The 17,498-nt window shown below is 64.0% G+C and carries 19 protein-coding genes; 4 read left to right on the top strand and 15 right to left on the bottom strand.

What is annotated here, in order from left to right; all coding sequences use genetic code 11:
* Window positions 1-146: 146 nt before the first annotated feature.
* Window positions 147-998, top strand: a complete 852-nt coding sequence (locus XI09_RS39675; RefSeq protein ID WP_271571758.1) for an SDR family oxidoreductase — start codon at window positions 147-149, stop codon at window positions 996-998.
* A 121-nt stretch (window positions 999-1,119) separates the two neighbouring features.
* Window positions 1,120-2,388, top strand: coding sequence for a serine hydrolase domain-containing protein (locus tag XI09_RS39670; protein WP_271571757.1), 1,269 nt, complete (start codon window positions 1,120-1,122; stop codon window positions 2,386-2,388).
* Window positions 2,389-2,445: 57 nt separating this feature from the next.
* Here XI09_RS39670 and XI09_RS39665 read toward each other — a convergent pair whose 3' ends face one another.
* Complete coding sequence (locus XI09_RS39665) at window positions 2,446-3,333, bottom strand: dienelactone hydrolase family protein (RefSeq protein ID WP_271571756.1); 888 nt, start codon at window positions 3,331-3,333, stop codon at window positions 2,446-2,448.
* Between the two features lie 668 nt (window positions 3,334-4,001).
* On the opposite strand from XI09_RS39665, the gene XI09_RS39660 reads away from it, so the two are divergent.
* Window positions 4,002-4,580, top strand: coding sequence for a MarR family winged helix-turn-helix transcriptional regulator (locus tag XI09_RS39660; RefSeq protein WP_135175722.1), 579 nt, complete (start codon window positions 4,002-4,004; stop codon window positions 4,578-4,580).
* 13 nt (window positions 4,581-4,593) lie between these two features.
* On the opposite strand, the gene XI09_RS39655 is transcribed toward XI09_RS39660, so the two are convergent.
* Window positions 4,594-5,532: a hypothetical protein gene (locus XI09_RS39655; protein ID WP_271571755.1), complete on the bottom strand. Its 939-nt coding sequence runs from the start codon at window positions 5,530-5,532 to the stop codon at window positions 4,594-4,596.
* 822 nt (window positions 5,533-6,354) lie between these two features.
* On the opposite strand from XI09_RS39655, the gene XI09_RS39650 reads away from it, so the two are divergent.
* On the top strand, window positions 6,355-7,125 hold the full coding sequence (locus XI09_RS39650; RefSeq protein WP_271571903.1) for a response regulator transcription factor: 771 nt from the start codon (window positions 6,355-6,357) through the stop codon (window positions 7,123-7,125).
* A 212-nt stretch (window positions 7,126-7,337) separates the two neighbouring features.
* Here XI09_RS39650 and XI09_RS39645 read toward each other — a convergent pair whose 3' ends face one another.
* The 13 genes from XI09_RS39645 to XI09_RS39585 form a co-directional block, all read right to left on the bottom strand.
* Window positions 7,338-7,796, bottom strand: a complete 459-nt coding sequence (locus XI09_RS39645; protein WP_092184699.1) for a hypothetical protein — start codon at window positions 7,794-7,796, stop codon at window positions 7,338-7,340.
* Window positions 7,793-8,305: a flagellar biosynthesis protein FlgN gene (locus tag XI09_RS39640; RefSeq protein ID WP_271571754.1), complete on the bottom strand. Its 513-nt coding sequence runs from the start codon at window positions 8,303-8,305 to the stop codon at window positions 7,793-7,795. The genes XI09_RS39645 and XI09_RS39640 overlap by 4 nt, the downstream gene beginning before the upstream one ends.
* Before the next feature lie 42 nt (window positions 8,306-8,347).
* The gene (locus XI09_RS39635; RefSeq protein WP_271571753.1) at window positions 8,348-8,827 is read right to left on the bottom strand and encodes a rod-binding protein; all 480 of its coding nucleotides are present in this window, start codon (window positions 8,825-8,827) and stop codon (window positions 8,348-8,350) included.
* Entirely contained in the window at window positions 8,824-9,243 is a 420-nt protein-coding gene (locus XI09_RS39630; protein ID WP_271571752.1) for a hypothetical protein, read from the bottom strand. Before XI09_RS39630 ends, XI09_RS39635 begins: the two co-directional genes overlap by 4 nt.
* Window positions 9,244-9,248: 5 nt before the next feature.
* Entirely contained in the window at window positions 9,249-10,001 is a 753-nt protein-coding gene (gene fliR, locus XI09_RS39625; protein ID WP_271571751.1) for a flagellar biosynthesis protein FliR, read from the bottom strand.
* Window positions 9,998-12,079, bottom strand: coding sequence for a flagellar biosynthesis protein FlhA (gene flhA, locus XI09_RS39620; RefSeq protein WP_271571750.1), 2,082 nt, complete (start codon window positions 12,077-12,079; stop codon window positions 9,998-10,000). Before flhA ends, fliR begins: the two co-directional genes overlap by 4 nt.
* A 76-nt stretch (window positions 12,080-12,155) precedes the next feature.
* On the bottom strand, window positions 12,156-12,422 hold the full coding sequence (gene fliQ, locus XI09_RS39615) for a flagellar biosynthesis protein FliQ (protein WP_008130649.1): 267 nt from the start codon (window positions 12,420-12,422) through the stop codon (window positions 12,156-12,158).
* Window positions 12,419-12,841 carry a flagellar hook assembly protein FlgD gene (gene flgD / locus XI09_RS39610; RefSeq protein WP_271571749.1) on the bottom strand — a complete coding sequence of 141 codons (423 nt, stop codon included), beginning with the start codon at window positions 12,839-12,841 and terminating at the stop codon, window positions 12,419-12,421. The genes fliQ and flgD overlap by 4 nt, the downstream gene beginning before the upstream one ends.
* A 15-nt stretch (window positions 12,842-12,856) precedes the next feature.
* Window positions 12,857-13,267 (bottom strand): flagellar biosynthesis repressor FlbT, encoded by a 411-nt coding sequence (gene flbT / locus XI09_RS39605; protein WP_271571748.1) that lies wholly within the window; start codon window positions 13,265-13,267, stop codon window positions 12,857-12,859.
* Entirely contained in the window at window positions 13,267-13,611 is a 345-nt protein-coding gene (gene flaF / locus XI09_RS39600) for a flagellar biosynthesis regulator FlaF (protein ID WP_271571747.1), read from the bottom strand. The genes flbT and flaF overlap by 1 nt, the downstream gene beginning before the upstream one ends.
* 67 nt (window positions 13,612-13,678) lie before the next feature.
* Complete coding sequence (locus XI09_RS39595; protein ID WP_271571746.1) at window positions 13,679-14,725, bottom strand: flagellar hook-associated family protein; 1,047 nt, start codon at window positions 14,723-14,725, stop codon at window positions 13,679-13,681.
* Window positions 14,726-14,728: 3 nt separating this feature from the next.
* The gene (gene flgK, locus XI09_RS39590) at window positions 14,729-16,204 is read right to left on the bottom strand and encodes a flagellar hook-associated protein FlgK (protein WP_271571745.1); all 1,476 of its coding nucleotides are present in this window, start codon (window positions 16,202-16,204) and stop codon (window positions 14,729-14,731) included.
* Window positions 16,205-16,238: 34 nt separating this feature from the next.
* Window positions 16,239-17,471, bottom strand: coding sequence for a flagellar hook protein FlgE (locus XI09_RS39585; protein ID WP_271571744.1), 1,233 nt, complete (start codon window positions 17,469-17,471; stop codon window positions 16,239-16,241).
* Window positions 17,472-17,498: the final 27 nt, after the last annotated feature.

The following is a 17,498-nucleotide window of genomic DNA, read 5'->3' as shown; positions in this document are numbered from 1 at the left end:
TCCCGCATGACGCCTCCGTGACGTGCGATCATCGCCTGCACTGGCAGGCGCGTAAAATTGCAATATCTTTTGCCGGACCCAAAAATCCCTTATGAGCGGGGGCGCGCCGGGGCGCGAACGGGAACTCCGACCTGCACGGGAGAGACATGCGGCTCTTCATTCTAGGCTTCGGCTACAGCGCCAGGCATTTCGTCCGCAGATTCGGCGGCGCCTTCTCGCACATCGCCGGCACGGTGCGCGATCCCGCGAAACGGGACGACCTTGCAGGCATCGAGGTGCATCCGTTTTCCGGGAGCCGTCCGGCCCGCGAGACGGCTGAACGTATCAGCGACGCCGATGTCCTTCTGGTATCGGTCCCGCCCGGCAGCGGCGGTGATCCCGCAATCGCGGCCTTCGCGGACGTGCTGGCGGCGGGCCGTCAGCGCAAGATCATCTACCTGTCCACGATCGGCGTATATGGCGATCACGCCGGTGCCTGGGTGGACGAAAGCACGCCGCCGCAGGCCGCCCTCGACCGCACACGCATGCGGCTCGCAGCGGAGCAGGCCTGGACGGATATGGGGCGGGGCGATGTCGCGATCCTGCGGCTTGCAGGCATCTACGGTCCCGGCCGCAACGCGCTGGTGACGCTGCGCACCGGAACGGCCCGGCGCATCATCAAGACCGGACAGATCTTCAACCGCATCCACGCCGACGACATCGCAAGCGCGATCATGGCCGCGGTTCATCACCAGGGCAGCGGCACCTGGAACGTCTGCGACGACGAGCCCGCACCGCCGCAGGACGTGATCGCCTATGCCGCGCAGCTCATGGGCGTTGCGCCGCCGCCTGAAGAGGCGTTCGAGACTGCCGAGATGTCCGCGATGGCGCGCAGCTTCTATGCCAGCAGCGCCCGTGTCTCCAACGCGAAATTGAAGCGCGAGCTCGGTGTCGCGCTGGCCCATCCGACCTACCGGCACGGCCTGGATGCGCTGTGGCACGCCGGCGAAGGACGATAGGTTCGGCTATCTCCGGCGCGCCCCAGACATGCCCTGCCCGCGCTTGACTTCGCTCCGGTGCGGTCGTGATCTGCGCATTCAGCGGGCCACTGCATAACGAGCTCGCCCTTGGGAGGATACAATGAAGAAGACGATCGCCATGATCGCGGCGGCGGCTGCCGTCATCACGTTCGGTGCGGCGCGCGCCGCACCGCTGCCCGAAGCCAACCCTGATGACGCCGGTTTCTCGAAACAGGGCCTTGCGCGGCTCGACAGTTTCTTCGCGCGCGAGATTGCCGCAAAGCGTGTGCCGGGTGCAGTCGTCGCGGTGGCGCGGGACGGCAAGCTCGTGCACTACAAGGCCTACGGCATGCTCGATCCGGACAAGGGCACGCCGATGCCTGTTGACGCGATCTTCGCGCTGGCCTCGATGACCAAGCCGATGGCAGCGGTCGCCGGCCTGACGCTGATGGAGCAGGGCCGGCTGCCGCTCCAGGCCAGGCTGTCCGATTACTATCCCGGCTTTGCCGACATGAAGGTCGGCGTGCCCCAGGCCGACGGCTCGCTCAAGCTCGAGCCACAGGCCTCGCCGATCTTCATCCACGATCTCTACCGGCATACGTCCGGATTGATGTATGGCGGCCGCCCGGACAGTTCGAGCCCGGTGGCGCGGCAATACCCTGACGGCGTCGCGCCGGCGATCGAAGGCGAGACCCAGGCCTTCATCGAGCGCATCACAAAGCTGCCGCTGGCGCATCAGCCCTCGACCGAGTTCGAATACGGCTTTTCGATCGACGTGCTCGGCGCCGTCGTGGAGAAGGTGAGCGAGCAGCGGCTCGGCGACTATCTCGCCGCCAATGTGTGGCAGCCGCTCGGCATGAAGGACGCGACCTTCCACCCGACCGACGCGCAGCGCCCTCGCCTCGCGCGCCCGTTCGCCAACGATCCGCTGACGGGGAAGCCGCAAGCCATCAAGCTGCTAGACACGCCGACCAGGTTCGACTGCGGCGGCGCCTGTTCGTTCGCGACGGTCGGCGACTACATCCGCTTCGGGCAGATGCTGCTCAACGGTGGCGAGCTCGACGGCCAGCGCATCCTCGGCCCGAAGACCGTGCATCACATGACGACCAACCATCTCGGCCCGGAGATCAAGAACAACGTGGCGAACGTCGAACCGCATCGCGCCGGCTTCGGCTTTGGCCTCGCGGTTGCGGTCCGCACCAGCGAAGGGCTGTCGTCGGTCCCCGGCAATCCCGGCGAGTTCACCTGGAACGGCGCGTTCGGGACGCAGTTCTTCTGCGATCCCAAGGAGCGTCTCGTCGTGGTGGTGGGAACGGCGGCGCCCGGGGAGCTCCGGAAATACTATCGCGAGCAGGTCCAAGACATCGTCTATGGCGCGATGGTGAAGTGACGTCAGCGCACTTTGATAGAGAAAGGGCGGCCGATCGGCCGCCCTTAGAATCCAGCGTCAGCTCAGGACGCCATTTTTCTTGAACCAGGCCTCGGCCTGCTTCCAGGCATCTTCCGCGGCGTCCTTGCGGTAGCTGCCGCGGTAGTCGGCATGGAAGCCGTGCGGCGCTTCGGGGTAGATCTTGAATTCAGCCGTCTTCTTGTTCTGCTCGAGCGCCGCCTTGAGCTGCTCGACCTGCGCAACGGGAATGCCGGTATCGGCGCCGCCATAGAGGCCGAGCACCGGCGCCTTCATCTCGGGTGCAAGCTGGAGCGGACTCTTCGGCCACAGCGGATTGGCGGGGTCGACCACCGTTCCATAGAAGGCGACACCCGCCTTGAGAGTGCCGCCGTGAGCGGCATACTCCCAGACGGTGCGCCCGCCCCGGCAGAAGCCGATGATGCCGAGCTTCGCAGTGTCGCCGCCCTGCGATCCCGCCCACGCCACCGTCGCATCGAGATCGGACAGCAGCTCGGCATCCGGCTTGGCATTCACGACCGGCAGCAGGTCCTTGATGTCGGTGATCTTGGTCAGGTCGGCGCCCTTGCGGAAGTAATAATCGGGCGCGACCGCGAATGCGCCGAGCTTGGCCAGGCGCCGCGTCACGTCCTTGATGTATTCGTGCAGGCCGAAGATCTCCATCGCCACGATGATCACCGGCGCCTTGGTGTTGCCGGCGGGGCGGGCGAAATAGGCAGGCATCTCCCCGGAGCCAACCTTGATCCTGGCGTCGCCGGCCTGGAGGCCGCTGGTGTCCGTCGTGATCACCTCGGCGCGGACTGGACCTGCCGCAAGCGTGTAGCCGGCGGCGACGGCCGCGGTGGCGCTCATGAATCCGCGGCGCGAGACCGGGGCAACTTTCGTCAGCCCGACGACGTCGGACGTCATGGTGGTTTCGAAGCTCATCGATCTGTCCCTTCCTGCTGCCCGTGGTGGTATCCCCGAGGGCGACGCATTCGCCAATAGTTGCCGGGGAAACGCAAATCACCAGCCTGCGAGCATACGGTCTTCAGGCTTGTCCCTGACGCTGCTCCCCCGTGCCCCGCATGAGCTGGATCGAGATGATGCCGCGGGCCGGCAATCGTCCGCGCGCAAGGCCACGCGCAAGCTTCCCGGATTTGATCGTGTGCCCGATTTAACCGCGTGGCTGCGCTGCGGCGCAACATCCATTAACCGAAAACGGGGGTTCTTCCGCCGCACCTCTCGCGGTCAGAAGTTGCCGACGCTCCGCCCCCTCGCCACTTCGAGACGCTTCGCCGCAACAAATGGGCTCCATGGTGGCCGCAACGACACATCATGTTGCCGGGATGTTGCGCACTATCGGAATCCCGCACGCGAGCCGCCGTCATTTGACTGAAATTTTCAGAAGAGTTGAGTCGCGCGGTTTACTCGAACTTTCTTTGTGACGCTCTAGTTCCACGGCCGGAAGTTCCATCTCCGGAAACGGAGAGCCCCTCTTCCAAGTGCGCCCCGCCGTCCGGGCCAAGGATCGCCCGAGAGTTTCATTCTCGTCCACCCAGATTGCGCTACCCGAAGGCTCAATTGAATAAAGCTTTATCCGACCTGGAAGTGAAATGAATCTGGCTCGCGAATCGATTGAACTGTTGGAGCAGGTCGCACGAATCCTCTGGTTCGAAGGCACCAAGCACGGCCTGCGCGACCGCGAGTGGATGGCGCTGCGCTTCCTCTCCCGCGCCAACCGGTTCTCCCGCACACCCTCGGCGCTCGCGAGCTACGTCGGCACCACGCGCGGCACCGCCTCGTTCATCATCGGTGAGCTCGAGCGGCTCGGCTATCTCGAACGAAAGCGCTCGGCCAAGGACAAGCGGTCGGTGATGCTGAGCGTCACGCAGCAGGGCAAGAAGTTCCTGGCGCGCGACCCCGTCAGCGTTCTCGTCGAGGCGATTGCCGTCCTCGACGACGAGGCCAAGATCCGCTTTCGCGACGCGCTCCGCCACGTGCTGGACCAGTCGGACGCGGCCGAGCAGCGGCACCATACCGACATCTGCAAGCGCTGCATCTTCCTCCGGGAAGATCGCACCACGGCGGACGGCAAGACGACGGTCGAGTTCAGCTGCCGCCTGTTTCGCGCGCCGATCGCGGAGCCGGAGGTCGATCTGCTATGCACCAGCTTCGAGCATCACCGCCAATAGAAGGCGCCGTCGATCAGGGCGTTGCCTTGCGCGACGAATAGATCACGCCCCCGCTGGATTCGACCACCAGGCGCCCGTTCTCGTTCCGGATCTCCTCGATGCGGCCAAGGCCGGGCACCTGCTGCCCCAGCACGGCCTCGATGACGCCGTTCGGGCTTTGCAGGATCGCAATCCCCTCATAGGCCTGGCGCACCGACCAGCCCTTGACCACCTTCCGCGGCACTGATGCGCGCTCGGAGGGAGGCACCGAGCCCGTGACCTCGGGCGCGGCGAGCGAAGCCATCATCGGCGCGGCCTGCGGCGACGGCTGCGATTGCGCCAAAGTCGGCGCCGGAGCCTGGGCCTGCGCCTGGGCGAGCTTGTCGAGCTTTACCGTCGAGGACGAGCTCACCCGCTCGATGCGGTCCAGATTCTCGGCAAACCTGCCGAAGCGATCATTGGTCGCCTTGCTCGATTGGTCGACCGCGGTGCGCAGGCCGTCGAGATTTTCGGACACGCCCGACACCTGCTTGCGCAGCTGGGCGACCGTCTCGCGCAGATTCCTGATCTCCGTATTGGCCGCGACATTGTTCTGGGCGGGCTGTGTGGTGAGATAGGCGATCACGCCGGTGCAGGCGCAGACCACCAGCACGGCGGCGACCGCCAACGTCGCGAGTGGCGCGACCCATGTCGGACGGGGCGGCGGCGGCTTGGCCACGATCATGGCCGGCTTGATCACGACCGGCGCAGGCTTGGGTATCGCCATCTTGTCGAGGCGCGCCTTGGCGCGAATGCGCTTCAGCCCCTCGAGCGCCTCTTTCGCCAACGCTTCGTCGCTCGCCGCAGCCGACGCACGCTTTGCGCTCGCGGCGGGCTTGGCCGTTTGCGTCGCGTTGTCCTTTGTATTGGCTGGCTTCGCCGCCGCGGAAACGTCAGCAGTCTCGTTGGGACGAGCTTTTCCATCGGACAACATGCAAGAATGCTCCGTTCGGTTCGATCTATCGAACGACGAATTTATTTGTCGAAGCTTGCCCGAGACGTGCGCATCGAAAACTTTTCATCGCGCCCGACGCGACGTCCCATGAGTCGAAAGCGTCACGCACGTGGCGAGAGTGCGACTCGAAAGACACACCCTCGCCAAGATTTCGCCAAGCTGGAGTCGCCTCGCCGTACATGAGTCGAATTGTCGCATGTGGAAAAACGGTGGAGAGAGTCAATCCGGGGTTGAAAACCCCTCCATGCGCCTACCCCGCAACACTACCCAAAATAGCTGTGATTATACGGGGATGCGGAACTATAGAACCGGCACGGTGCAAAACTAGTTCGGAATCCAAATCAACTGATGCGATTGAATATATCAAGAAACAACTCGAAACAAAACAACAGCATCAAACACACTTAGCAATCGCTTTGTTGCGCGCGCTTGATCGGAAATCGGCAATTGTTACGGTCCTACTCAAGTGATTCTCGCCAGTTGGCGAGGAGATCGGCAAAGTTCGGTAGCGTTCGGACGCGATAAGCAACTTGGCGCAACTGTTCTAGGTCGCTGTCTCAATCCGCTCCGCGAGGTGATCCGCAAGACACCCGCCGGGCCTCACGCAGTAAGCGTTCAGTATCGAGTCGAAGTAACAGGCCCGCGGAAAACGCAGGCACTGAATGCGTAGGGCTGCCCGCGAATATCCAAACCATAACAACGGTTCGCGGGATGGAAATATCGTCAAACAGCATGGTCGCCGAGCCGGGCATCACAACAACCCACCGGCCGCGACAAGTGCGAAACAGGGGCGAAAGACTGATGTATATTATCGTTGATGATCGCGAGAGCGTCACGAACAGCTATGTCGGAGGGCTCGTTCGCGAAGGCGTATCGTCGATCGGCTTCTCCTCCGGAGAATTCTGGGACTGGCTGCAATCTGCGAGTGAATCGGACCTGGCAGCGGTCGACGCCTTCCTCCTCGGGGATTGCGATGCCCGCGGAAGCCTGCCGCGGGCGATGCGCAAGCGCTCCTCGGCTCCCATCATCGCCATGAGCGGCCAGAAGATGCTCAAGAACACGCTGGAGCTGTTCGAATCGGGCGTCGACGACGTCGTGTACGTGCCGATTCACCTGCGCGAGATACTCGCCCGAACGGCCGCGATCGCGCGCCGCCGGGTGGGCGAGCTACCGAGACCCTGCGAGACCAGGATCCAGGTCTTCTTCAATGGACGCGACCCCGAGATCGCGGGCCACGCCCTCACCCTGCCCCGCCGCGAATTGCGCATTCTCGAATATATGGTCAGCAACCACGGCAAGTGGATCACCAAGACGCAGATCTTCAACGCGGTCTACGGCATCTTCGAGTCGACCTTCGACGAGAGCGTGATCGAGAGCCACGTCAGCAAACTGCGCAAGAAGCTCCGCGACCGCCTCGGCTTCGACGCAATCGTGGCCCGGCGCTACGTCGGATACCGCCTCAACATCCCCGCCGGCGAGACCGTCGACGTACCGATGCAGGATCTCGACGAGGTCGGTATCCTCCTCAACAGGGCGCATGCCGTCCCGGCGGCCTATCCAGCCGGAAACTGACGCGGCAGAGCGCTGCCGCGAAAACGACAACGGCCTCTGCGGAGCACCTTCGCAGAGGCCGTTGCACTTTCAGTGGCGGAGACGGCAGAACGCAGGCCTCGCGGCGCGAGGCGCCGCCATACCAAAGCGCGACGCGATCAGGCGCGCGCCTTGGATTCCTGGTCGAGCATGGTCCTCCCGGAAAGCCGCTTCGCGCTTGTCCGGACCGTGCTCTAGGGCTTCTGCTGGAATTCTTCCTTCGAGACGTAGTTGAAGTCCTCGACCAGGACGTCCTGGACGACGTCGGCCTGCATCCGCTCGTTGACGCGCTGCTTGATGCCCGTCGTGAGGATGGAGAGGTCGTAACGGGCGAGCTTCCTGAAATCGAGGCGGTCGTCGGCATAGATCCTGCGGAAGGCCTCGTCGACGACGAACGGCTCCGGCGGAACGTTGAGCTGGTGCATGGTCCGCGCCTCCACGGTGTAGACGAAGCGCGCGACGATGTAGCCCTGCACACTGCCGTTCTCGACCATGGGCACGCTCAGCGCCCGCGTCTTCTGGTATTGGAGCCCGTCGAGATATGCGTCCTTTGCCGGCAGCAGGCTGCCGTTTTCCTTCCAATAGGCCACGGCGTAGCTCGTGCCTGCCGTGAGGATGCAGACCCAGAGTCCGGCAAGCACGAGTCTGATCATTTTCCGTCCTGCGCTGCGCGACCGGTGTAGGTGCCGTCCGAATCGGCCTCCCTGATCGCCTTGACGATGATGGTCGCGACCTCGCGCACCGCGTCGTAGTGCATTTCGAGGATGGAACGATTCCGCTCGAGCTTCTCGCGCAACCGCTGGATCTCTTCGGTGATCTCGGCCTCGCTGCCGAGATGCATCCGCGCCCGCATCAGGCGGACGAACTCGAGCATGCTCCGGCTCTTGCGGGCGCTGAAGTCGTCGAAATCGATCTTCTTGCCCGTAGCGAGCGCAACCGTCTCCTCCTCGACGATACCCTCGAGCCGGCGGATCGCCGCCAGAAGGCCGCGCACCTCGTCCGCTCTCGCCGCCTCGGTGCCGTCGACCACCGCCTCGCCGCCGACATTCGGCAGCAGCACGGGCAACAGCGCATCGCCCGATGCTGCTTCGACCGTCATCGCCCCGGTATCCACGACCGGCTGCTCCATCACCAGGGCCGCCGCGCCTTCTTGTGCCTGCATTGAAAATTCACCCCTCAACTTCTGTCGCCCATTCCCGGATCATCATCCGGCCTTGCCCGTCACGTCCGGTCCCGCCGGATGCGCGCCGGCCAGCTGTCTCGCAATGCCGATGCCCTTGCCCTTGGCGAGCTGGTTGCCGAGCTGTTCCGCCAGCATCGACTTCCAGACGCTGCCGGCGGTCCCCTTGCCGAAGACTTCCTCGGATTCCTTCGGCAGCATCGTCTCGACGAAGGTCTGGAGGATGAACGCCTCGAACTTCCGATAGACGTCGCCGGACGCCGGCGCCTTGATCACCTGCACCGGCGCCCCATTCACCGCACCCGACTGCGCTTCGGAAACCTGCGCCGCGGATTGGTCGGCACTCGCCGCTGCGGCCTTGCCGGCCTCCGCGTCCATCGTGGCGGCGAAATCGGCGTCCGACGATTTCAGCGCATCGAGCTTGGCGGTCGCCGCGCGTTGCGTCACGGGGTCGGCGGCCTCGAGAACGTCGAGGACGAGGTCGGGTGTCGCTGTCACGATCATGTCTTGTTCCGGCTGGCTGGCCGTGGCGTCCACTCGCGCACGGTGAGGCTTGTTCCCGTCATCTCCTCGAGCGAGCGCTTTTCCGCCTCGCGAAGCTTGTCCGCGAGTGCCGCCTTGGCGACTTCCTCGAGCTGTTTCACACGCCGGCTCTCCGCACGAACCTGGTCGAGCTGCCGCGAAGCCTGCTCTTTCACGGCGCGCGCACCGACGCTCGTCCTGTTGAGGCGCCGCGCGATCGACTCGCTCGACGACCCCGCCGGCGGCTTCCCCTCGTTCAGCGCCCCGACCAGCCATTCCTGCTCGTCCTGCAAGCTGCGCTCCTGCTGCCGCAAGTGTACGAGCTGCCATTCGGACAGCCGGAGCTGGAGCTTCACGAGAGAGACCATCCGACCGAGCTTGTCTGCGCGCGACCTCATGACGGTCATTCCGCCAGCCAGGACGAGACGCCGAGCATGAATTGCGTCAAGAGCTCGTCGCTGGTGAGGTAGAGCAGCAGGAAGCCGCCGAACAGCACGAAGGGCACGGAGATGAAGTAGACGGGAATCGCCGGCGTCAGCTTGTTGATCAGGCCGACCGCCAAATTGACGATGACCGAATAGACGATGAACGGGCTGGTGATCCGCAGCGTCAGCACGAACGCTTCCGACAGGCGGCCGACGAGCTGGTCGAGCGCCATGCTGCCGCCGAGCCTGTCGCCGGGATGCCAGACGTCGTAGGAGTTCATCAGCCCGCGCAGCACCTGCCAGTGCTGGTCGGTCATGAAGAACAGCGTGGTGACGGACGCCATGATCAGCGGCACCAGGGCCGGCGCCGGATCGGTGTCGCCGATCGGCGTGCCCGGGATGTTGCTCAGCCCGATCGCACTGGCCATCACGGTCGCCATGGTCTGGAGCGCGAGGAAGAACACGCGCCCGCCGAGGCCGATGACGCTTCCGACCAGGATCTCGGAGCCGATCAGGAGTGCCAGCGTCAGCGGCGCCGCGTTGTCCGTCAGAGGTTTCAGGACCGCGATCAGGATCGGCGTCAATGCAAACGTCGTGACAAGCGCGATGAACAGGCGGACCTGGGCGGGAACGTTGACGCTGGAATAGCCGGGCACGAACATCAGGCAGGCACCGATGCGGCAAAACACGATGAACGTCACCAACACGCTGTCGGCGAGGTTGCTGATCACGATATGGCTCCGAGCGCCCTGATCTCGGCGCTGCGCGCCACCTCCACATGCGACAGGACCGGCAGTGTCGGGAACACCCGTTCCAGGATCATCCGGACATAGGGACGGGCTTCCGGGGTCACCGCCAGCACCACGCTGGTGCCGTTCTCGGTGAACTTGCGGATCGCGGCGCTGGCTTCCGTCGCGAACTGCTCGATCAGGCGCGGATCGGCGTCAAATTCGACGACGTCCCCCTTGGGGTCGCGCTTCAGGCTCTGGTGGAAGGCGAGATCCCAGCGATTGCCGAGGCGGACCACGTTGAGCACTCCGTTGTCGGAGAGGTCGCCGCAGATCTGCTGGGCAAGACGCGTGCGGACATGTTCTGCGACCTGTTCGGAGCGCCGCACATGGGGCGCGATCTCGGCGATCGCCTCGAGGATCAGATGAAGATTGCGGATCGACACGCGCTCGGCCAGCAGGATCTTCAGGATCGACAGCAGGCCCGAATAGGAGATCTGTGACGGGCAGAGATCCTCGATCAGGCGCTTATATTCGGGATCGAGCCGGTCGAGTAGCGCGCGCATGTCCTTGTAGGACAGGAGCTGGGCGAGGTTCGCCCTGATCACCTCGCTCAGATGCGTGAGCAGCACCGACAGATTGTCGACCGGCTTGCAGCCCTGCCGCCTGACTTCGTCGGTGAAGGCTTCCGTCACCCACAGCGCCTTCATGCCGAAGGCGGGTTCGATCACCTCCTCGCCGGGCACGTCCGGCTTACCGTCCTTGTCGACCAACACCAGCACCTCGCCGAGCCTGAGCTCGCCATGCGCGACGCGGGTGTCGTGGATCCGGATCTGGTATCCCTTGGGATCGATCGACAGGTTGTCGGTGAGCTTGATCTCGGGAACGACGAAGCCGTACTGCTTGGCAAACTTCTTGCGGATCTTGGCCACGCGATGGGCAAGCTCGGTGCGCGAGCCCAACAGATGGACCGAAAGGTGGCCGCCGAGCGCCAGCTCGATCTCCGCGGTCTTGAGCGATTCCTTGACGGATTCCTTGGCCTCGGCCTGGGTGCGTTCGTCGGCCTTGCGCGCATCCTCTTTCCGCTCCCGCGCCGCCTGCCGCCTGGGCAGCGTGTAACCGACGAAGGCCATGACGCCGCCGAGCAGCACGAATGGCGCCATCGGCAGCCCCGGCATGAGGGCGAGCACGAACATCATCAATGCGGCGGCCGACACGGCGCGCGGATAGCCGCTGAGCTGCCGCAGCACGGCCTGCTCCGCCGAGCCCCTGGTGCCGCCCTTGGAGACCAGCAGGCCCGCCGACAGCGACACGATCAGCGCCGGCATCTGCGACACCAGACCGTCGCCGACGGAGAGCTTCGTATAGACGTCGGCGGCGCGCGACAGCGTCAGCCCGTGATGGGTGACGCCGATGATGATGCCGCCGAAGATGTTGATCGCGGTGATGATCAGGCCGGCGATGGCATCGCCGCGGACGAACTTCGAGGCACCGTCCATGGCGCCGAAGAATGCGCTCTCCTCTTCGAGCTCGCGGCGCCGGCGCTGGGCTTCCTTGTCATCGATGAGGCCCGCCGACAGGTCCGCGTCGATCGCCATCTGCTTGCCGGGGATGGCGTCCAGGGTGAAGCGGGCGCCGACTTCCGCGATACGGGTCGCGCCCTTGGTGATCACCACGAAATTCACCGTGACCAGGATCGCGAAGATGATCAGGCCGATGACGAAGTCGCCGCCCATGACGAATTTCGAGAAGCCGGCGACGACGTGGCCCGCGGCCTGCTCGCCCTCCCCGCCGCGCGACAGGATCAGGCGGGTGGTCGCGACGTTGAGCGCCAGCCGCAGGATCGTTGCGATCAGCAGCACGGTCGGGAAGGCGGAGAAGTCGAGCGGCCGCTGGATCCACAGCGCGACCATCAGGATCAGCGCCGACAGCGCGATCGAGAAGGCGAGGCCGAGATCGATCAGGATCGGCGGTATCGGCAGGAACAGGATCGTGAGCATGGCCACGATGCCGCCCGCAAAAAAGGCATCCGCCCCGAGTCGTCGCGGGTTTGGCAGGCTAGCAGCTAACGTATCGGCCATGGGTCACCGGCAGAGGGTCCGCCCGGTAATCTGCCGCGTAAAGCTTACGCGAGGGTGGTGGCCGGGGCCTCGCGGCTCAGAAGCCGCGCTCGATATGCGAATAGACCATCTCGGTGAAGGTGGAGAGATGCGCACCGATGAAGGAGCCGGAGATGGCGACGACCACGAGAATGACGATGATCTTCGGAACGAAGGTCAGCGTGACCTCCTGGATCTGGGTCAAGGCCTGGATCAGTGCAATGATGGTGCCGACCAGCATCGCCGCCCCGACAGCAGGCCCGGAGGCGACGATGATGGTCCAGATCGCCGCCTGGACGATGTCAAGGGCGTCCCGCTCGTTCATGACTGGCTGATCGTGAGCCCTGGCCCGACCGCGACTTTCGTGCCGTTCTCGAGGGTCGCGACGGAACCGTCGCTGTTGATGGAGATCGACTTGACCTTGCCGGAGAAGGTCGCACCGGTCGAGTCGGTGAAGCTGACGGTCTTTCCGATCAGCCCGTCGGCCTGCGACAGCGATTGCGAAGACAGCAGCGCATCCAGCTTGGTGTTGGTCTGCATGGCCTGCTCGACCGTCGAGAGCTGGGCGAACTGGCTCATATATTGCGAGGTATCCATCGGATTGGTCGGATCCTGGTTCTTCATCTCGGCGACGAGAAGCTGAAGAAAGGTATTGTAGTCGACGCTGTTGCTCGACGTGGACGTCGTAGAGCTGGTCGAACTGGACGACGTGCTGGTGCTGTCGGTCGCGCTGGTGACGTTCATGTAGCCTCTCCGCTGTCAGGCAGCCTCGAATGGGATGTTGGTGGCGACGCCGGCCAGGATGGCCTGCTCCACCGGGAACAGCGCCCGGATCCGCTTGAGCGCCTCGAAGTAACGGGTTGCCACGACCATCTCGTCGATCGCGACAAGCCCTTCCAGCATCTCGCGGCTTTCGCACACCGCGACCAGGGCCGCGTGGTGCTGGCCGTAGAGCGCCGCGGCATCGCGGACATCGGTCGGGTTCATCAGCATGAGCTGGACGATGAAATAGAGCTGCCGCATCGCCGTGGTGGCGTCGGAGGCCTGCATGATCTGCCCTTCGAGCAGAAACATCACGTCGTTGACGAGCTCGACGGAGACCTTGCGGTCCACGCGCAGCACTGCCCCGTTGATGTAGATCCGTTCGCCCGCCCGCAAGGAGATCTTCATTAAAGAGCGTCTCGGATCAGGCGGTTGATTTCGATGAGCTGCGTCACGTCGCTCGACCTCTCTTCGCGAAGGCGATCCGCCTCCTTGACGACCCACAAGCCAATCGAGATGATGTCGGCGCGCAGCTTGTCCGGGAGTCCGTTTTCCGGGTGCGCGAGATCCTCGATGAAGATCGTCCACAGCCGGCGCACATAGAGCAGGCTCTCGACCAGATCCTCGAAACTGAAGCGCCCCTTCTGGATCCGCTCGAGCCGGTCGATGCCGAGGCTGAGCGCCTGTCGCTCGCGGCCTCTGGCCTCATAGCCGCTCTCGTCAACGACCGCTTCATAGGCTTCAAACGTCATGCGGACCACTCTGCGCAGGAAACTGGATAACAAGACAAAGGGTGCGAACCTTGCAAATGAGCTTGGCTCAGAGGTAGTTGATGAGGCTGATCTTCTGGAGCTGCGAGGTCAGCGCCAGCGCCGTCTGGATCTGGGTCTGCAGGGTGTTGACCCGGACCGCGGCTTCCGCCGGATCGACCTTCTCCATACCGACGATCTGATTGTTGAGAATGTCCTGCTGCGCCTTGAGCTTGTCGGTTGCGGAGGTGAGCCGCTGCTGGACCGTGCCGACGCTGCCGCCGAGCGTAGCAAGATCCGTGATGGCGTTACCAACGAGGCCGATGGCCTTGTCAACGACGACCTGGAACGTCTCTTGGCTCAGTTTCGCGTTCCCGAGATCCGCCATCATGGTGTAGGCTTCGGCGAGCCTGCGGAAGCCGGTCTGGTTGGCGCTAACGGACGTATCGGCGATCTCGGTCGTGGAAATACGGCTTTGCATGACCTGGTCGGTGGCCGATGACCAGTTGGTGTTCCAGGCCGGGCTCGCGAACTCTGCGTCGAAGGTGGTGTTGAGAAAGGTCTGCATCTGGGCCGGGGTAATGCTGCTGACGCTCGCTGAGGATTGCGAGAAGCCGAAGGCCGCAAGGAAATCGGCGTCGACCTGGTTCTTGCTGGCCGAGCCCGCGGTGTAGGCCGTGATCGGCGTGTTCTGCGTGTTGATGCCCGAGAAAAGATACGAGCCGTTGTAGGAGACGTTCAGCGCGCCGATCAGATCCTGGAGGTTGGAGGACGCAGGCGGCAGAATGACCCGCCCGCCGCCGTCGGTGCTGCGGGCCGCGATCAGGTCCTTGAGGAAGTCCGTTGCGGTCGTGGTGAGCTGGGTGATCCGGTTTTGCGTCGTGTCGAGGCGTCCCGAGACGAGCCCGTTGGTATCGACGAGCTGATCGGCGAAGCTCCAGTCCGCCCGCAGGGTGAGGTCGCCTCCCGTCGTGGCACCAAGCTCGAGGCCAACATCGGCGAAGCGGCTGGTGGTGGCCTCCTTCGACGCCTTGCTCAGCGCAGCCTGGTTGTTCGTGATCGAGGACCTCAACGACGACGACAGCATCAAGGTCGAGATGTAGTTCGCGCTCATCATGGCTTAATTCCCCACGGCGGCCAGCAGGCTCTGCAACATTTCGTCGACGGTCGAGATGATCTTCGACGAGGCCGAATAGGTGCGCTCGACCTGAAGCATCAAGGACATCTCGTCGTCCATGTTGACGCCGCTGACGTTGGACAGCGCCGCGGTGCTGCGGTCGAGCAGCGTTTTCTGGTAGGTGACGTTGGAGTCCGCGGTCTTGCGCTGGTTTTCGATCCAGCTCGTCGACGACGACGCGAAGTCGATCAAGCTGCCACTCGGCTTGCCTTGCGTGGTTGCATCGAACGGCTGCGACGCATCCATGCCGCCGATGAGCTGCTGCAACCGGGTCGAGTAGCCGCCGTTCCCGGCGGTGTTGTATTGGTATGCAACGTTACCGCTGATCGCGCCGTCGCGCAGCAGATTTGGGTTGCCGCCCTGTGCCGGATCGACCGATGCCGCGACACTGATCAGCCCGGCCAGGCCGACCGAGACGGTGGCGCTCGCCGGCATCGCCGGCGCGCCGGGATAAGTGAAGAGGCCGGGCACGTCCGGCAGCGCCGCGGCGGACTGATCACTCTCCCTGAATGTATTGATCAGGCCGCGCGCGATTTCGTCGAGCTGACTCTGATAGGTGACCGCGTCCTGGTCGCGCAGCTGAGCGAGGCCCGCGAGCTTGCCCGACTTCAGCGGCATCACGGAATTGGCGCCGGTCACCGGCACGCCGTCGATATAGACCGCATTGCCCGTGGTGCCGGCCGTGTAGACGTTGGTCGCCGTGAAGCTGACCGTTCGCGCCGTCTTGTCGAACAGCACGACGCCGCTGTCGGTGTAGAGCGCCGCGTCGCCGTTAGGTCGGAGCGACATGGAGACGCCGAGCTCCTGCGACAACTGCGAGACAATGCTGTCGCGCTGATCGAGATAGTCGGTGATGTCGTCGCCGGAGATCGTCCCTTTCACGATCTCGGTGTTCACGGTCTGGAACTGGGAGAGCAGCTGATTGATGTTTTGAACCGACGTTTTCATGTCGGCATCCGCGCCCTCACGAACCGACTGAACGGTCAGGGTCGCCTGATTGAGCGCGGTCGCCATGTCCTTGGCGGACGTGACCGCCGCCTGCGCCAGCGTAGTATTGTCCGGAGCGTTGGCATATTGCTGGAGCGCCTGCTTCAGCGCATTGAGCTGCGCCGTCGGCGACTGGTCGAGCTCCGGATCGTCCACCGTGGCAGATGCAATCTTCTGGAGCCCGTCATAGATCGCGTTCTGCTTGGCCGACGACGAGGTCGCGACCAAGACGTTGTTGTAGAGACCCGAGCTGGCGGCACGCTGGATCGCCGCCACATAGACGCCGGCCCCGGGGAGATTGTCCAGCACGGCGATCTTGCGCGAATAGCCGGCGGTGCCGGCGCCGGCGATGTTGCGCGAGATGGTCGACGACTGGATGCCCGACGCCATGAGCGAAGCGCGGGCGGAGTCGAGAGCGGCGGTAAGGGACATGATTTGCTCTGGCCCGGGATGAGCGCTTGAGGATTCAGCGCTTCAGGTTGACGACGACGTCCAGAAGGTCGGAGCCGGTCTGGAACGTTTTCGAGTTCGCCGTGAAGCCGCGCTGCGCCTCGATCATCCCGGTGAGCTCGTCCGCGAGATCGACGTTGGAATCTTCCAGGGCGCTGGACTGGATCGTACCGAGCCCGCCGGTGCCGGCATTCGCGGCCTGCGCATTGCCGGAATTCATGTTGGTCGAAAAGACGTTGCCTGGCTCAGGCGTCAGATTGTCCGGGCTCGCGACGTCGGCGAGCATGATCGTGTAGAGCGTCAGTTGCTGCCCGTTCTTGAGGGTGGCTGTCACGTGACCCGCCTCGTCGACATTGACCTTGTCGATGGCCGCGGGAACGCTGCCATTGACGGTGGCCTTGAAGCTGAAGTCGGTGCCGACCTGCGTCATGTTCGACAGGTCCATGGTCAGTGCCGCGCCGCCGGGGACGGTTACGGTGAGACCCGTCGGGCTCGCGGCGGCCAGCGCACCTTTTCCGGTCGCCGTGGTATCGAAGGTGAAAGTGGTGGCGGCAGCGAGCGAGGTAGCCGTCGCGGAGTCATAGACCTGAACCTGCCAGGTGTCCGAGCCGGCCGCCGTCGCAGTGTGGGACATATAGACGTCAAGCGTAACGGCCTGGCCGATATTGTTGTAGGCCACGATCGAGCTTTTGGATGAATATGACGCCGGACCCGGCGGACCGGCAATGACAGCCGCTGTCGGATCCAGATTGCCGGTCGTGAGCGTTCCCGCCGTCGACGGCACGGGCACCTGCGAGACCTGCGCGACGTTCACGATCTGCATTCCCGCGAGGCTGTTCTGCGAGAAATTGGTCACGAGGCCGGGCTGTCCCAGAAGGTAGAAGCCCGCCGCGTTGACCAGATTGCCCTGGGCGTCCGGTACGAACGAGCCGGCTCGCGTCAGAAACTGCTCCGTATTGTTGGCGTTCGACACCACGAAGAAGCCGTTGCCCTGGACGGCGAGGTCCGTGGTCGACGTGGTGAACTGCGTATGTCCCTGGTCGCTGATGGCGTAGCGAACGGTCGTCTCGACGGCGCCGGAATCGTAATTGCCCGAACCGCTCTTCAGGATCAGCGAGGAGAATTCGGTGGAGGCCCGCTTGTAACCGGTCGTGTTGACGTTCGCGATGTTGTCCGAGACCGTCGACAGCTTGTTGGACTGTGCAGACATGCCCGAAACGCCGGTGCGCATAACACCATACAGGCTCATAAATTGGGCTCCTTTGGTAGGTTGCAA

Origin of the sequence: Bradyrhizobium sp. CCBAU 11386 (assembly GCF_028128955.1) — a bacterium.
Classification (GTDB): Bacteria; Pseudomonadota; Alphaproteobacteria; order Rhizobiales; family Xanthobacteraceae; genus Bradyrhizobium.
This window is presented reverse-complemented; position numbering and strand designations above follow the sequence as displayed.

What these genes read in the sequence shown, in the direction of transcription:
- XI09_RS39675 (WP_271571758.1), top strand. Translation starts at nt 147, where the DNA reads ATGCGGCTCTTCATTCTAGGCTTCGGCTACAGCGCCAGGCATTTCGTC.
- XI09_RS39670 (WP_271571757.1), top strand. Translation starts at nt 1,120, where the DNA reads ATGAAGAAGACGATCGCCATGATCGCGGCGGCGGCTGCCGTCATCACG.
- XI09_RS39665 (WP_271571756.1), bottom strand. Translation starts at nt 3,333, where the DNA reads ATGAGCTTCGAAACCACCATGACGTCCGACGTCGTCGGGCTGACGAAA.
- XI09_RS39660 (WP_135175722.1), top strand. Translation starts at nt 4,002, where the DNA reads ATGAATCTGGCTCGCGAATCGATTGAACTGTTGGAGCAGGTCGCACGA.
- XI09_RS39655 (WP_271571755.1), bottom strand. Translation starts at nt 5,532, where the DNA reads ATGTTGTCCGATGGAAAAGCTCGTCCCAACGAGACTGCTGACGTTTCC.
- XI09_RS39650 (WP_271571903.1), top strand. Translation starts at nt 6,355, where the DNA reads ATGTATATTATCGTTGATGATCGCGAGAGCGTCACGAACAGCTATGTC.
- XI09_RS39645 (WP_092184699.1), bottom strand. Translation starts at nt 7,796, where the DNA reads ATGATCAGACTCGTGCTTGCCGGACTCTGGGTCTGCATCCTCACGGCA.
- XI09_RS39640 (WP_271571754.1), bottom strand. Translation starts at nt 8,305, where the DNA reads ATGCAGGCACAAGAAGGCGCGGCGGCCCTGGTGATGGAGCAGCCGGTC.
- XI09_RS39635 (WP_271571753.1), bottom strand. Translation starts at nt 8,827, where the DNA reads ATGATCGTGACAGCGACACCCGACCTCGTCCTCGACGTTCTCGAGGCC.
- XI09_RS39630 (WP_271571752.1), bottom strand. Translation starts at nt 9,243, where the DNA reads ATGAGGTCGCGCGCAGACAAGCTCGGTCGGATGGTCTCTCTCGTGAAG.
- flhA (WP_271571750.1), bottom strand. Translation starts at nt 12,079, where the DNA reads ATGGCCGATACGTTAGCTGCTAGCCTGCCAAACCCGCGACGACTCGGG.
- fliQ (WP_008130649.1), bottom strand. Translation starts at nt 12,422, where the DNA reads ATGAACGAGCGGGACGCCCTTGACATCGTCCAGGCGGCGATCTGGACC.
- flgD (WP_271571749.1), bottom strand. Translation starts at nt 12,841, where the DNA reads ATGAACGTCACCAGCGCGACCGACAGCACCAGCACGTCGTCCAGTTCG.
- flbT (WP_271571748.1), bottom strand. Translation starts at nt 13,267, where the DNA reads ATGAAGATCTCCTTGCGGGCGGGCGAACGGATCTACATCAACGGGGCA.
- flaF (WP_271571747.1), bottom strand. Translation starts at nt 13,611, where the DNA reads ATGACGTTTGAAGCCTATGAAGCGGTCGTTGACGAGAGCGGCTATGAG.
- XI09_RS39595 (WP_271571746.1), bottom strand. Translation starts at nt 14,725, where the DNA reads ATGATGAGCGCGAACTACATCTCGACCTTGATGCTGTCGTCGTCGTTG.
- flgK (WP_271571745.1), bottom strand. Translation starts at nt 16,204, where the DNA reads ATGTCCCTTACCGCCGCTCTCGACTCCGCCCGCGCTTCGCTCATGGCG.
- XI09_RS39585 (WP_271571744.1), bottom strand. Translation starts at nt 17,471, where the DNA reads ATGAGCCTGTATGGTGTTATGCGCACCGGCGTTTCGGGCATGTCTGCA.